This window comes from Parapedomonas caeni (assembly GCF_041060555.1).
Lineage (GTDB): Bacteria > Pseudomonadota > Alphaproteobacteria > Sphingomonadales > Sphingomonadaceae > CAUJIW01.
Genome location: NZ_JBEUDS010000022.1, coordinates 1 through 15,475 on the forward strand (window position 1 = coordinate 1; position 15,475 = coordinate 15,475).

The following is a 15,475-nucleotide window of genomic DNA, read 5'->3' on the forward strand; positions in this document are numbered from 1 at the left end:
GCAAAACCTCAACCTGCCGAAGCTTCGTGACGATCTCGTCGGGCTTGTGTCGCTTGTTTGCCATTGTGGTCCTCCTTCATGGTCAAAACCATACTTCAAGGTGGACCCGTTCAATGGGGGTGGATCATACATGCCTTCCAGCTTCAGCCAGGCGTCATCGCCCCACTGCCGGTAGGCCGCCAGCAGCGTCTCGGTGTCGCTGTGGGTCGTGAAGCGATGCCCGGCCGCCTCCAGCGCCGGCCGCAGCGCCCGATGATTATAGATTTCTCCATTGAAAACAATGACATGACGACCATCCGGGCTCTGCATCGGCTGGTGACCACCGGCCAGGTCGACAATGCTGAGGCGACGCATCCCGATGCCCAGCCGGTCCTCGGCGAGGAACAGGCCGCCATCATCCGGCCCACGGTGAAAGATCGCGTCGCACTGATCGGCAACGGCGGCGCGCAGCCCCTCGCGACTCCGCCGTGGATACCAGCCCGCAATGCCACACATCCGCTCTGCCCCGATTATTTTCCGTCACCGGCGCCGCGCTGATCTGGTCAGGACACCGGCTGCGAGACGGGCTGTATCAGACAAATGGCCACCTCGCTAGGATAGGCGGTCACGCCCGATCTGCCGAGCGGCCAGCCCACCGTCGCCCTGTCACCACCGCCACCGGCGAACGCCTGCCCCATGCCCAGGCTCTGGCAACGTCTCCGCACGTGGTCACACGGACGCCATTGCGTCACCGCGCTGTCAGAAAAGTGTCACGCAATAACGGTACAGACTCGTTCCGTAATAGACACGGGACCAGAGATCATGACCAAAGCTGCATATGTTGCGTCTTCCCTGCTGTGCACGGTGGCGCTGCCAGTGCTTGCCCAGACGCAGGCCACCCCCACCGCCGCTCCTAATGCCGGCGCCCCTGCCGCCGCCGAGGCATCCGCCGAGACGTTCGAGTATGCCGGCGAGATCATCGTCACCGCCCAGAAGCGCGCCCAGCGCATCTCCGAGGTGCCGATGGCGATCAGCGCCTACGACGGCGCCTTCCTCGACCAGATCGGCGCCACCGAACTGGTGCGCATCGCGCAGATCACCCCCGGCGTGACGCTGCAGCTGCAGGACCGGCTGCTGCCGGGCATCTCGATGCGCGGCATCACCTCCGACGACACCTCGCCGGCCGCCGAGCCGCGCGCGGCGCTGTTCCAGGACGGCGTGCCGATCACCCAGATCGCCTCGGCCTACACCGAAATGTTCGACATCGACCGCGTGGAAGTGGAAAAAGGCCCGCAGTCGACGCTGCACGGCCGCTCGGCGCTCAACGGCGGCATTTCGGTGTTCCAGAAAATGCCCACCGACACGCTGGGCGCCGAGTTCAAGGGCGGCATCGGCGACCATGAGTACAAGCTGCTGCAGGGCGTGGTGAACCTGCCGCTGTCGGAGAGTTTCGGCGTCCGCGTCGGCGCGCTGATGCACAAGCAGGACGGCTTCCTGAAAGACAGCGAAAGCGACGCCACCTACAACAACGTCGACAGCAAGGCGCTGCGGCTGACCGCTCGCTACGCGCCGACCGAGGTGTTCTCGTTCCGCTTCGCCGGCAGCTACGACTATGACGACACCGACAGCGGCGGCGCCTTCAAGTCCGGCCTGTTCGTGCCGCTCGACCAGACCACCGGCGCGGTGGCCGGCGACACCCGCTTCTGGACGCCGACCCACATCGGCACCTTTGGCGAGATGCCGGACGCCTACAGCCGGCGCAAGGTGCTGGGCCTGAGCGGCACCACCGACATCCGCCTTGGCGACCACCTCGCCGTCACCGCCATCACCGGCTATCGCTGGTACACCGCCTGCCAGGCCGGCGACATCGACGGCACGCCGACCAACATCATCGCCTACGAGCAATGCAACGGCGGTCGCCAGGTATCGCAGGAAGTGCGGCTGAACATCACCGATCTCGGCCCGTTCGAGGGCTTTGTCGGCGCCAGCTACTTCCATGCCCGCAACACCTTGGCGGTCGACCTCGGCTCCGACGAGCGCGCGGTGGCGCTGCTGCTCAACGGCACGCTGCGGGCCCGCGCGCCGACCGGGCTGACCAACAGCCAGATCAACACCCTGCTGGGCGCGCGCGCCAGCGCGCTCAAGGCCTTCCACGTCGACCACAAGGAACAGACCGCCAGCATTGACACCTACGACCTGTTCGCCGATGGCACCGTGCACCTCACCGACCAGCTGGAGGCCTTCGCCGGCGGCCGCGTGACATGGGACAAGAAGGACGTGTCACTGCTGGCCAACACGCCGCTGGGCGTCTCCCGCCTCACCGGCCGGGGCCTGCTGATCACCTCGACCCCGGGTGGCGAGGCGATCAGCGGCGCGCACAGCTCGACCCTGCTCACCGGTCGCGCCGGTCTGCGCTTCGTGCTCGATCCGACGATCAATTTCTATGCCGTCTATGGCATCGGCAAGCGGCCGGAGGTGCTGGAACTGACCTCGGCCGGCACCAGCTCGGTGACGCCGGAGGAAACGCTGAAGTCGGCCGAGGCCGGCGTGAAGGTGCGGCTGTTCGACGGCCGGCTGATCGGCGACGCCTCGGTCTACCACTACAAATATTCCAACTTCCAGACCATGCAGCGCCTGAACGGCGTGCTGGTGTCGTTCAACGCCGGCGCCGCCAGCGCCACCGGCATCGAGGCGCAGGCCAACTGGCGGGCGACCGAGTGGCTGTCGCTGTTCGGCACCTTTGCCTACAACCACGCCCGCTTCGGCGCCGGCGCCTATGAGGGCAACCGCTTCCGCAACAGCCCGGACACCAAGTTCGCCCTCGGCTTTTCCGCCGAGGCGCCGCTGTCGGCCGGCACGCTGAGCCTGTCGCCGATGTACAGCTGGCAGTCGAAGATCTTCTTCTCCGACGACAACGACCGCGCCGACCTGCAGGTGCGTTCGCCGGCCGCCTTCTCCGATACCACGGTGGACGAATATCAGAAGAGCTACGGCCTGCTGAGCGCCAAGCTCGGCTTCGAACCCCGCGAGGGCAACTGGTCGGTGGCGGTGATCGGCGACAATCTGCTCGACACCAAGTACATCGTCGATGCCGGCAACACCGGCGACGTGTTCGGCATGCCGACGTTCGTCAGCGGCACGCGGCGCGCCGTGCGCTTCGAGCTGTCCATCAAGCTGTAACCGACAGGGTTCAGGGGAGACGGTGGCCGCCGTCTCCCGCCCCGCCGGTGGCGGGACACCAGGAGACAAGACAATGACCGTGACCGTCGATCGTCGCAAGGCGCTGGGAGGATTGGCCGGCATCGCCGCCTGCCTGACACTGAGCGGCACCGCCCGCGCCGCCAGCCGTGACGAGGGGCGGTTCCTGCACGGTGTCGCCTCGGGCGATCCGCTGCAGGACCGGGTGATCCTGTGGACCCGGGTGACGCCGGACCGGCCGGACGCCGCCCGCCTGACGGTCGAGTGGGAAATCGCCACCGACGCCGCGTTCCGCCACATCGTCGGCCGGGGCCAGGCGGAGACTGGCGCTGAACGCGACTTCACGGTCAAGGTCGATGCCGCCGGGCTGCGGCCGATGACGCGCTACCATTACCGTTTCCGCAGCGGCGAGCGCCTGTCGCCGGTCGGCCAGACCCAGACGCTGCCCGCCGGCCGGGTTGACCAGATGGTCATCGCCGTGGCCTCCTGCGCGCTGTATTCCTGCGGCTTCTTCAACGGCTACCGCGAAATCGCCAACCTCCCCCGGCTCGACCTGGTGCTGCATCTGGGCGACTACATCTACGAATATGGCGGCGCGCCGGACCAGCTCGGCATGACCATCGGCGAAAAAATCGGCCGGGTGCCGCTGCCACTCAACGAGGCGGTGACGCTGGCCGACTATCGCCAGCGCCACGCCTGCTATCGCGCCGACCCCGACCTGCAGGCCGCGCACGCGCGCGCGCCGTGGATCTGCGTGTGGGACGATCATGAAGCCGCCAACGACAGCTGGCCCGGCGGCGCGCAGAATCACGATGCCGGCGAAGGCGACTGGACCACGCGGCGGGACGCCTCGGTACAGGCCTATCTCGAATGGATTCCCCTCCGCGAGCCGGCGCCCGGTCAGCCGCGCACGGCGATCAACCGCACCTTCGAGCTGGGCGATCTCGCGACACTGGTGATGCTGGAAAATCGCTACATGGGGCGCAGCCGGCAGGTCGACCTGCGCAATCCGAAAGATGTCGCCTGGCAGGCGGTCGATCTCACCGATCCGGCCCGGCCGGCCGTGGTCACCGACCGGGCGCTGGCGGCACGCCTGCTGGGTGCCGCCGCCAAGGGCGAGCCGCTGCCGGCGCCCTATGACCTGCGCGTCGACGTCGAGTCACTGCGCCGGGCCATCGCCGACCCCAGCCGCTCGGTGCTGGGCGACGTGCAGGAAAACTGGCTGCGCGACCAGCTGCGCGCCTCCGCCAGCGCCGGCAAGCCGTGGCAGCTGATCGGCAACGAGGTGGTGATGGCGCGCACCACCGGCGCCGACATCATCGGCGCGTTCGGCCCGGAACGCTGGAGCCGGGCGATCCAGGCGGCGGCGCCCAAACTGCGCCCGTGGCTGAAGCAGATCGCCACCCTGCCCGCCGACATTCCCTTCGAATTCGACGGCTGGAACGCCTATCCCGGCGCGCGGGCACGGATGAACGCCATCCTGTCGGAAGCCGGCGTACGCCCCATCGTGCTGTCCGGCGACAGCCATGCCTTCTGGATCAACGAACTGTCGGATGCAGCGCATCCGCGCCTCGCCGCCGAAATCGGCACCACCGCCATCACCAGCAGCAGCCTCGGCAACATGCTGGGCAATGTCGAGCTTGGCCCGGCCTTCACCGAGGGCTGCCCGGAAGTGCTGTACTGCAACCAGCTGACCAAGGGCTTCGCCCTGCTGACGCTGCGTGCCGACGAGGCGCGGGTCGACCTCATCGGTCTGTCCACCGTGCTCAGCCGCTCCTACCAGGCCTTTACGCTGAAAAGCGCGCGCATACGCCCCGGCGCCACCGGCGGCATCGCCGCGATCGACTGGCTGTGAACCGGATTTCAGGGACGGGATGATCTGGTCGGCGGCAGGCCCGCCCGCCTGTGGCCTCACGCCGCCGGCGGGCGCGTCACCAGCGCGATCGCCTGATCGACCAGGCTGTCGATCTGCGCCTGCGTCAGCGACACGCGGCGGAACGTCAGATGATACATGAAGCTGCCAATCAGGGTGTGCATCACGAAATTGAGATGCGCTTCCGGCGCGTCGGGGGCGAGGCGGCGCAGTTGCGTGAAATAATAGGGCGTGATGCCGGCCAGATGGGCATCGAGCGCCTGGGCGATTTCCGGTGAGGTATGCGCCACCGAGGCAACGTTGAGCAGCGCGCTGCCGCGTTCGCCCGACAGATAGGTGACGCCGATTTTCACCAGATCGCGCAGGGCCTCGCGCGGCGTTATTTTCTGCTCGTCCGGCGGTGCCAGCGACAGCAGCGTATTGCGCAGCACCGAGGCGACCAGGTGAACCTTCGAGGTGTAACGGCGATAAATGGTCGGCCGGTTGCAGCCGACTTTCGCGGCAATCGCCTCGAACGTCAGGGCATGATAGCCCTCGTTCGCCAACAGCTGCCAGGTCGCGGCCTCGATCCGGCGGCTTTTTTCAAGGTCCATCGGCCTGCCCGGCCGGCGCTTGTCCATCGTCGTCGCCGAAATTCCATCCATGACATCACGGTATGGAAGACGTACGCCGCCAGCGCAACCCCCTCAACGAGGCCAGCCAGCAGGCCGCCCGTCATGCGCGCCCATCAGCGGTCGGGGGTCACATGCACACACAGCGGCATCGCAAGGTGCCGCGGCACGACCCAACCCGGATGGGGCTTCATGACACCGCCTCATGGCCCGGACGGGATCGCGACAAGACAACCCACCATCACGCGCGGGCGGGCGTTCAAAACCCGTGACGCCATCGATCCACCGAAATATTCGTCAGATCGATCGATAAACACCGGATTGATCATGAGCATAAATGTCATGCACGAAGCTTATGCGCTTCCAGCGAGGCTCACTGGTCAAGGACAACGGCAGGCATGGCAACATCAAAGGCAAACACACCCTCCGTGATAACACCCGACGCCGTTTCGACCGTGATCTTCGATTGGGCCGGTACGGTTCTTGACTTCGGTTGCGTGGCCCCGGTCGCCGCGTTTCGACAGGCTTTTTCCGAGCAGGGGCTGGACATCAGCGAGGCGGAAGCACGCGCCCCCATGGGCTCGGCGAAGCGCGAACACATCGAGCTCATTCTTGCCCAACCCGATGTGCAACAGCGGTGGCGGCGCACGCATGGCGGCCCATCGCTTGCCGTCGATGTCGACCGCCTCTACGACGCCTTTCTGCGCGTGGATGCCGAGATCTCTGCACAGTACAGCCGTTTGATTCCCGGCACGCTGGAGACCATTGGCGTGCTCCGCGATCAGGGGATCGCGGTTGGCAGCACGACCGGCTACCCGCGCAGCATCATGGCCACGCTCGCGCCACTTGCGCAAGCGCAGGGCTACAGTCCGGACTTCTGCGTGACCGCGGATGAAGTCGCACACGGACGACCCTGGCCGGACATGCTGCTCGCCAACGCCCTGGCGCTCAACGTTCGGGACGTCCGTACCTGTGTCGTTGTCGACGACAGCCCGAGCGGCCTGATCGCGGCGCGTGCCGCCGGCATGTGGGCGGTGGGTGTTTCGGTGAGCGGCAACGAGGTGGGGATGTCGCTTGAAGGCTGGTCGGCACTTGATGAGGCCGCACAAGCCCGACTGCGCCAAGCGGCGGAGGACAAACTGGAGAAGGCAGGTGCCCACTATGTGATCGACAGCATCACGGAACTCCTGCCGGTGATCCAGAATGTCAGCGAGCGACTGCAGGCCGGAGACAGGCCTTGAGTCAGTGGACATTTCACAATCCCGTCAAGATCCATTTCGGCAAGGACGCCTTCCGGGAAATCAGCGCCCTCACGAGAGCGCGGCCTTACGTGCTGGTCACACATCCGGATGCGGCGATGAAGCCCTGGATCGAGGCGCTCCGGGCGTCTTGCGGAGCCCCACTGCTGACAATCGACGGCATCGAACCGAACCCCACGTTGGACATGCTGGCCCGCATCACCGCGCAGTTGGCCGATTCAGGAGTCAGTCCGGAGATGTTCGTGGCACTCGGCGGAGGCTCGGTCATCGACTCCACCAAGTTCCTTGCCGCCAGTGGCGGTCGGTTTCATGACCTGCTCCAGGCAATCGAAACCGGCGCGCCCCTTTCCGAGCAGTCGTTGCCATTCGTCGCCATACCGACGACGGCGGGGACAGGCAGCGACCTCACCAAATGGGCGACGATCTGGGACACCGTCGGCGGGCGCAAGCTATCGCTCGAACGGGAGGACATCTACGCCGAGGCAACCATCATTGATCCGATGCTCACGACGAGCCTCCCCTGGCCGGTCACGCTGGCGAGCGGTCTTGACGCGCTCTCTCATGCACTGGAGAGCATCTGGAACATTCACGCCAGTCCTATTACCCGCGACTTCGCGATCAGGGCCACGACTGACATCATGAATGCCCTGCCCCGCCTGCGCGACAATCTCAGTGACATGGGAGCCCGTTCGCAGCTCGCCCGTGGCGCGCTTCGTGCTGGTCTTGCGTTTTCCAATACACGCACCGCAGTCGCCCACAACATATCCTACCCGATTACGTTGCATCACGGCGTCCCGCATGGAATCGCCTGTTCCTTCTGCCTGCCGGACGTGATGATAGCCGCCATCGGCGTTGATTCAGACTGCGATGCCGCGCTTGAAGAGATTTTCGGCGATCTTGGCGATGCGCCTTTCTGGCTTCGCGCCTTTCTCACCGGCCTGGGTGTTCCGGCAACGCCGCATGCATTGGACATTCCCCGCGATTCCTGGCGGCGCTATGTGGAGGCAGCCTTCGCAGGGCCGCGCGGGCGCAACTTCATCGGATCGGCGGATCGATTCCCCTACGCCGGCATCCAGCCGGTGTCCCAATGTGGCAGAGGATGACCAGGCATATGCATGGCACGGGCGCCGGCATCGCATTGGCGACAAACAGCGGGACACGAATGCGCAAGGCGCAGCAAAGGATGCTGCTCGCCGCGATGTTCTGCTACCTGTTCTTCTATACCGGGCGACAGACCTTCGGCTTCGCGATACCCGGCATAGAAGCCGAGTTCGGTGTTTCGAAGGAATCGCTCGGCTGGGCGAGTGCCGCGCTACTGTGGTGTTATGCCATCGGTCAGGCGATCAATGGCAATATCGCCGACAAATTCGGCGCCCGTCGGGTCATGAGTGCTGGCGCTGTGCTCTCGTGTGTGACGAACTGGGCGGTCAGCTTCTCCACAAGTCTCCTCAGCCTCGGCGCACTCTGGGGTCTCAACGGCTATTTCCAGGCGATGGGCTGGGCACCGGGTAGCAGGCTTCTCTCCAACTGGTTCGGGAAGCACGAAAGAGGAAGAGTCTTCGGGGCCTATGTATTCGCTGCCGGCATGGCCTCGGTGCTCTCCTTCGTCACGTCGATCCTGGTCGTCCATGTCCTGGAACTCGACTGGCGATGGATATTCAGGCTGCCGGTATTGCTCATGCTGGTTGGCGGCATTGTCTTCTATCTCGTCGCACGCGAACGTCCGGAGGACATGGGCCTGCCGTCACCGCACGACGATACCTGCACGGAAGGCACGAGTCCCGTGGTCGACGACGAGACGTCATGGTCACGCTACAAGGGCGTGCTGTCAAACTGGCGGCTGATTCTGGCCAGCCTCGCTATCGGCTTCCAGAACTCCGCACGATACGGTTTGCTTGTATGGGTCCCGGTTCATTTTCTGGGCACTGGCGCTGGCAGCGATGGTGCAAGCATCGCCCTGGCGCCGCAGTGGATCAGTGTAGCGCTGCCGGTCGGCATGGCGATCGGCGCCGCGACCAACGGCTGGGTATCCGACAATATTTTCGCATCAAGACGCTACATCGCCATTGTGCTGTACATGGCCCTGGCGACCGTTGCATCTCTGTGGATGTACGCCATTCCCGCGCACGAGGTCTATCTGGGACTCTGCATGCTCTTTCTGTGCGGATTCTTCGTGTACGGCCCGCAATCTTCCTTCTGGGCACTCTGCCCGGACCTTGTGGGGCACAAGCGTGCGGGAACCGCGATCGGCATCATGAATTTCTTCGCCTATCTCTTCGCGGGCCTCGGCGAGCCCCTGATCGGCAGTTTCCTTGATGCCCGGGACGATACGTCGCTGGTGTTTCTCATCGTTGCTGCGGCGAGCGCCGCCAGTGCGACGCTGGCCGCATTCATCCGACGATAGAGCCCGATCTATCAAAGACCACCATCAGCGCAGTTTCATCGCGGCGCCGACACCGCAGGCGGTCGGGGCCGATTTTGCGGCCTTGGCCTGACGCAGCGCCTCAAAAAAAGCACCTATCACCCGGCTGTGACGCCTTTCCCGCAGACAACAGACGTAAATGTGGGTCGTAACGGGTGAACCCGTTATTGGCAGCGGGTGCAACTGATCGTCTCCGACATACTCGGGTTCCGACACAGTGCCGATCCCGAGCCCCCGGATCACGGCCTCACGAATTGCCTCCCGGCTGCCGATTTCCATGGCAATCCGCGGGGTGCATCCGATCGCGGCAATGCCTTCCTCAAGCGCGCGACGGGTCGTCGATCCGCGTTCGCGCATCAGCAACCTCTCCTTTGCCAGATCCGCAAGTTCGATGGAATGGAGGGCCGCCAGCGGATGATCACGCCGGACGAAGGCGATAACCGGAAAACTGGCGTAATGCTGAACATGGTAGCGGTCGTCATCGGTGCTGCGCGCAAGGACACCGACGTCGCAGCTGTAGTCACTCAACTCCCTGAGAACAGTCTCGGAGTTGCCCAGCGCCATGGAGAGATAAATGCCGGGATAGCGGGCATTGAAGACCTCGATCATCTCGATGACATGGGAAGGACTGACCGCGCCGATTCTCAACTCGCCGCGCCGCAGATCGGCACTGTCCTTCAGCATCATGGCGGCATCATCTTCCAACCCGATCATCTGCCGGGCGACATGCAGAAGTTCATGCCCGATCTGCGTCAGTTCGATGCGGCGTCCACGGCGCTCGAACAGGAGAACGCCATGCTCTTCTTCAAGCGCCTGGATCTGGGAGGTTATCGTCGTCTGGCTCATTTTGAGCGCACGCGCCGCGGCGGTGAAACCGTTGTGGTGGGCAACAGCAACGAAGCTGCGCAACTGGCTTAACGTCACGACCGCGATCCATCGATATTATCGGTGGAAGTATCGATACCGCACGGCTCAATCGACAGCAATAGAGTCACGCACCCTTCCTAGATCGTGTCGGAAATGATCGCGATCTGCGGAAGCGCCACGCGCGCAGCAGGCGCGGTCCCGCTGAACACCAATAGGGGAATGAATGATGTCATCTCGCCACCCGGTCCTGTGCGGAACTGCTCTGGTGTCCATCCTGGCTGCACTTCCGCCTGCTCTAGCCCAGACCACCTCAGGAAACGCCGACGCTGCCGCGGTCAGCGTCATCAGCACCGACCAGGTTGCACTGCAAGCACCGGAGATCGTCGTGACCGGCACTCGGCTGCGTGGCGCTGAAGCCGGCGCCTTGCCAGTAACCGTGATCGACCGCTCGGACATTGAACTGCGCAACGGTTCCACCGGCGCCGACCTCTTCGCCACGCTGCCGTTCGCGGCACCCCCGCAGATCAACGAAGCGACCATCGCGTCGCAGGGCGCTCGCGGTGACGTTGCGTCCATCGACCTGCGTGGCATCGGTGCCGGGAATACACTGATGCTGATCAACGGCCGGCGAATTGCACCTCACCCGCTTTCGGGCACCGACCAGGGCGTGCCGGCGCTCTCACCCAATGCCAACGTGATTCCCACGGTGCTGCTTTCCCGCGTCGAAATACTTCGCGACGGCGCTTCGGCCATCTACGGCGCGGACGCCGCCGCGGGTGTCATCAATAACATCATCTCCGCGAACGCCTATGGCGGCCGCGTCAGTGGCAGCACCGCGCTCACCGAACATGGCGGCGCCGAAGAATATCGGCTGACTGGCGCGAATACGTTCAAGGTCGGCAAGACCTCGATCGGAATTGCCGTCGATCTCTTCAAGCGCAACGACCTGTTGTTCGCTGATCGCGAATGGGGACGCGACAGCGACCTTCGGCTCACACGTTCGCTGCCTGCCCCCTGGGATGGGCTGGCCGTAACCAATCCAGCCACCGGCACCCCCTTTTCTCTGGATAACGATCTCGACAACAGCAGCACGATCAACCACTACGGCCAGTATCGTCGCGGCTTCATCCAGTCCGATTACCTGACGTTCGTCAGCGGCCGGCCGGACGGCAACCGTGGCATCTCGACGGCCACAGCGCCGGCCGGGGGTGTCGCCACCATGGCCGCCAACGGGACGTTCTTCCTCTATCCCGACGCGACCGGCGCGGTGAATTTCAAGCAGACCACGCCATCGCGCAACCTGGGCAGCCCCGAGAACGAGTATTACGACAACCGCGTGAAAGAACGCGCGCTCATTCCAGGGCTCAAGCGCGTCAATGTTGCCTTGTTTGCCGAACATGAGCTGACCGATAGCATCACACTCTTCGGCGACGTCCTGTTCACGGCATCGCGCGCCAACAGCCAGCGCGAATCCGCGAACATGCAGAATGTCAACGAACCCGGCCTCTATGTTCCGGCGTCCAATCCCTACAATCCGTTTGGCGTTCGCTTCTACGATCCCGCCGGCCTGCCCAACGCGGATGGCACCCCCCGCATCCAGGGAACGCCCGCAGACGTCACCATCATTTCCGGTCTGATTCCGCAGGGCACGAAGAACCGCTACATTCAGGTCGACTCGACCTTCTATCGCGTGCTCGCCGGCATGCGCGGCAGTATCGGAAATGACTGGAACTGGGAAACCGGCCTGCTTGTCTCGGGCGCCTACAGTCATGAAACCGAGGAGAACATCTACCGCGAGTCGCTGCTGCGCCGGGCTCTCGATCGCACGGATGCAACCGCCTACAACCCGTTTCCTGTGACCTTCAAGGTCGAGGACGGGAAAGTCGTGGTCGACAAGGCCTATGTCAACCCGGACTCGGTCACCGAACCGATGTATGACACTGACAATCGCTACGGCAAGACGCGCGTCATCACCTGGGACGCGAAGGCGACCGGCGAACTCTGGCATCTGCCCGGCGGCGGCGGTCGAATGCAGCTGGCGGCCGGTACCGAGGTCCGCTGGGAGAGCTACGATTCATGGAAGGCGCCGTTCGCGGGACTGAACCCCGTCGGTTCCGGCAGTGACTTCCCCTACCTGCGCGAGGATGACAACGACTTCATCGCCATGAGTCCCAACGCGGACATTCATGCCGATCAGACCGTGAAATCCGCCTTCACCGAGGTCGGGCTGCCCCTCGTCACACGTGCCAACCGCTTCTTCATGGTCGAGCAACTGCACCTCACCGCGGCCGTGCGGCACGAGCGTTTCTCCATCCATGGCCAAAGCACGACACCCAAGTTCAGCGCCTTGTGGAGTCCGTTCCAGGCACTGAAACTCCGCGCATCCTACAGTGAGTCGTTCCGGGCGCCCAATCTTGCCCAGACAAACACCACGCCGCTCCTTCGCGTGAACTATACCGCAGATCCCTATCGCGCCGACGTCACCAACGCCGCCGTCGACAACAGCGGCCCCCGGCGCACCTACAGGCAGGGTAACGACCGCCTCGAAGCCGAGAAGTCCAAGAACTGGTCGGCAGGGTTCGTGCTCGATGTACGGGGCGATCACAGCCTGCTGCTGACGGCTGACTACTGGCAGATCAACCAGCGCGACGCCATCACCGCGCTCGGCAATGCCCAGGTACTCTCGCTCGACGAGCTGGCGCTGGACCTGGCCACCCAGGCCGCGCTCGCCAAGGGAACGCCAATCAATCAGATCGATCTGGGGTCCGGTACTTCCAGTTATGCCGGCAGCTCGCGCGTCACCCGCCTTGCCCCGACAGACGCCGACAGGGCGACCTTCGCGACCTACAACGCCGCGCAAACCAGCACCGCAACCCAGCGCGCGGTGGTCGGCGAGATTGCCAGCCTGATCAACGACTATATCAACCTGGGCTCGCGCCGCCTCGCCGGCATCGACCTAGGCCTTCAGTATGTTGCCCCCGATTTCGGGATCGGCCGCTTCACCCTGACCGCGCAGGCCACGCGCAAGCTCAAGCATGACGAGGAACTTGCCGACGATGGCATCGTGATCGACCAGCTCGGCAAGGACGGTCGCGCGAAGTGGATCGGCAATGTCGGTGTCAACTGGAAGCAGAACGGCTGGACCGCCGACTGGTTCACCACTTATTATGGCGCCAGCGCCGATACCTCCGCATCGACCACAGCGGAAATCTACGAAGCGCTCGGTCGCCCCAAGAGCATCAAGGTGTTCAACGACAACGGCGTCGCACGCTACTATATGCGCGTAAAGCCTGCGGTTCTGCACAACCTGCGCCTGGGCTACACCTTCGGCCGCGAGGACGATGCCGGTCGGCCGAGGAATTCCATCACCTTGAGCGTCAACAATGTCTTCGACAGCTGGCCGCCGGTGGCCGACGAGGACGAAGGCTTCCTGGTGGGCACGGTGAACCCGCGTGGCCGGCAGTTCCGGCTGCAGTTCGAACGCCGGTTCTAGGTTGACCAGGCGCGGCGGGCGAAAGGCCGCATGGCGTCCTTTCGCCCGCCGCGCCTCCCGGCCATGCTGGAGAACAAGATCATGAACTGGCTGTTTCGCCTCACGCTGCTTCCGCTTTGCCTGCTGGTCAGGCTTCTGGACTGGACGCCAGCCTACAGCCAGGCAGCAGCAGTCAAAGGGGACACAGAGGCCGTCGCGCGACAGGCGGTACTGATGATCTCGATCGATGGCCTGATGCCGGAGCTGGTCCTGCAAGCGGACAGGCACGCACTCGACTTACCGGTACTGCGACGCTTTCTCATCGACGGCAGCTTCGCCGAGAGAGTTGTCAACGTGAACCCCACGGTGACCAATCCCAACCACACCACGCTGGTAACCGGTGTGCTTCCCAGTGAGCACGGCATCCTCAACAACCGACCTTTCGCGGCGTCGGCCACGCTGCCTGGAACCTACCAGCAATACTCACAAATTCGCGTGCCCACGCTCTGGGGCGCGGCGAAGGCGGCCGGTTTGAAGACCGGCAGCATGTTCTGGCCGGTGACGACCGGCGCCGAAGACATCGATTTCAACCTGTCAGCTGGCTCGGATGAAGATGACGACCAGATCGTTCGCGATGCCATACGGCTTATAAAGGACGAACGCCCTGAGCTGCTGACGGTCCATCTTGTCTCGTTCGATCACAAGCAGCACGCATCGGGCCCCTTCACACCCAGGGCGTTCGCAGTCCTCGAACGGATAGACGGGGCGGTTGGCCGCATCATCGACGCGCAGCGAACAGTGTATCCAGAATCGGTCATCATGATCGTTTCGGATCATGGTTTCTTTGAGGTGAAGCACAAGATGAACCTGAATCGGGCGCTTGTGGATGCCGGCTTCATCTCACCGGACGCGAATGGCGATGTCGGCTCCTGGCGCGCCTTCGCATGGTACGTTGGCGGATCCGCGATGGTCGTGCTCGAGGACGACGCGGTGCGATCAAGCGTGGGGGCTTTCCTGCGCGGGCTTGCTCATGAGCCCGAGAACGGAATCGAGCGCGTCTACTCCCGCGACGAGATTGCCAGCGCCGGCCTGGCGTCCAACGTCGAGTTCGTCGTCAGCTTCCGCCCCGGATACCGAATGGGGACGTCGCTCACCGGCCCGCTGCTGGAGCCGTTTTCCGGCGGCGCGCACGGTGCGTATACAACGAGGGATGATCGCCCGGACATGCACGCGTCCCTTTTCGTCAGTGGCCCGGGAATTGCCTCCGGACGGAACCTCGGCATTGTCGACATGCGCCAGATTGCACCAACCATTGCGGGCATCCTTGGCATTGCATTTCCGTCTGCCAAAAGCCCCCCGCTGCCGGTGAACGAACGTCCGAAGTCGTCCGTGGCTGAAGGACAACCATGAAATGCGGGCGGCCGCACCCGGACGGCGACGAGCCCCCTCTCCGCCATCGTGGATGATGCGGTTCGCCTGCTCGACCGGGCCGTGGGCCCCAGGATGGCTCGACCTGGTAAGGCCGTGCTCGATCCCGCCTGCCCCTTGACAGTCGCACCGGCAATTCCCACTAATGGTCGCGCGGGCCGGGCCCCTCTGACGAGACGCGTCTCGTGATGTCGGACCGCATCGGATGATCCGATGCTCATGAGGTCCGGCACTGCCCTTCCCAAGGCATGGATCCTCCGGTGACCCCCCGGTCCTGTGGAGGAGATGTTGATTGCACCCCCGACGTTGTAGCCTGATCGCACCGTATCGGCGCCTCGACCGCAGTCGCCGTTGCCCGGCACCGTC

General features: G+C 64.2%; 10 protein-coding genes and 1 pseudogene. 8 read left to right on the plus strand and 3 right to left on the minus strand.

The features are described 5' to 3' along the window. Positions 1–354 (minus strand): annotated as a pseudogene (locus tag ABU113_RS13400) (hypothetical protein); the annotation flags it as partial. Here ABU113_RS13400 and ABU113_RS13405 point away from each other — a divergent pair. The 3 genes from ABU113_RS13405 to ABU113_RS13415 all read left to right on the plus strand — a co-directional run bounded on the left by ABU113_RS13405 (position 286) and on the right by ABU113_RS13415 (position 5,032). Beyond that, on the plus strand, positions 286–537 hold the full coding sequence (locus tag ABU113_RS13405) for a hypothetical protein (RefSeq protein ID WP_454560053.1): 252 nt from the start codon (positions 286–288) through the stop codon (positions 535–537). The pseudogene ABU113_RS13400 and the gene ABU113_RS13405 overlap by 69 nt on opposite strands. A gap of 264 nt (positions 538–801) precedes the next feature. Next, on the plus strand, positions 802–3,159 hold the full coding sequence (locus tag ABU113_RS13410) for a TonB-dependent receptor (RefSeq protein ID WP_454560005.1): 2,358 nt from the start codon (positions 802–804) through the stop codon (positions 3,157–3,159). A 73-nt stretch (positions 3,160–3,232) separates the two neighbouring features. Beyond that, positions 3,233–5,032, plus strand: a complete 1,800-nt coding sequence (locus tag ABU113_RS13415) for an alkaline phosphatase D family protein (protein ID WP_454560006.1) — start codon at positions 3,233–3,235, stop codon at positions 5,030–5,032. A 56-nt stretch (positions 5,033–5,088) separates the two neighbouring features. Here ABU113_RS13415 and ABU113_RS13420 read toward each other — a convergent pair whose 3' ends face one another. After that, complete coding sequence (locus ABU113_RS13420) at positions 5,089–5,694, minus strand: TetR/AcrR family transcriptional regulator (RefSeq protein ID WP_454560007.1); 606 nt, start codon at positions 5,692–5,694, stop codon at positions 5,089–5,091. A 422-nt stretch (positions 5,695–6,116) separates the two neighbouring features. Here ABU113_RS13420 and phnX point away from each other — a divergent pair, with 422 nt between their 5' ends. The 3 genes from phnX to ABU113_RS13435 are packed head-to-tail and all read left to right on the plus strand — an operon-like array spanning position 6,117 to position 9,324. Beyond that, positions 6,117–6,902: a phosphonoacetaldehyde hydrolase gene (gene phnX, locus ABU113_RS13425; RefSeq protein WP_454560008.1), complete on the plus strand. Its 786-nt coding sequence runs from the start codon at positions 6,117–6,119 to the stop codon at positions 6,900–6,902. Then, positions 6,899–8,023: an iron-containing alcohol dehydrogenase PsrA gene (psrA, locus tag ABU113_RS13430; protein WP_454560009.1), complete on the plus strand. Its 1,125-nt coding sequence runs from the start codon at positions 6,899–6,901 to the stop codon at positions 8,021–8,023. Before phnX ends, psrA begins: the two co-directional genes overlap by 4 nt. 59 nt (positions 8,024–8,082) lie before the next feature. Next, positions 8,083–9,324 (plus strand): MFS transporter, encoded by a 1,242-nt coding sequence (locus ABU113_RS13435; RefSeq protein ID WP_454560010.1) that lies wholly within the window; start codon positions 8,083–8,085, stop codon positions 9,322–9,324. A gap of 24 nt (positions 9,325–9,348) precedes the next feature. Here ABU113_RS13435 and ABU113_RS13440 read toward each other — a convergent pair whose 3' ends face one another. After that, the gene (locus ABU113_RS13440) at positions 9,349–10,266 is read right to left on the minus strand and encodes a LysR substrate-binding domain-containing protein (protein ID WP_454560011.1); all 918 of its coding nucleotides are present in this window, start codon (positions 10,264–10,266) and stop codon (positions 9,349–9,351) included. Between the two features lie 208 nt (positions 10,267–10,474). On the opposite strand from ABU113_RS13440, the gene ABU113_RS13445 reads away from it, so the two are divergent. Next, positions 10,475–13,702, plus strand: a complete 3,228-nt coding sequence (locus ABU113_RS13445) for a TonB-dependent receptor domain-containing protein (protein ID WP_454560012.1) — start codon at positions 10,475–10,477, stop codon at positions 13,700–13,702. Between the two features lie 63 nt (positions 13,703–13,765). Continuing rightward, positions 13,766–15,091 (plus strand): alkaline phosphatase family protein, encoded by a 1,326-nt coding sequence (locus ABU113_RS13450; protein ID WP_454560013.1) that lies wholly within the window; start codon positions 13,766–13,768, stop codon positions 15,089–15,091. The last annotated feature ends 384 nt before the right edge of the window (positions 15,092–15,475 follow it).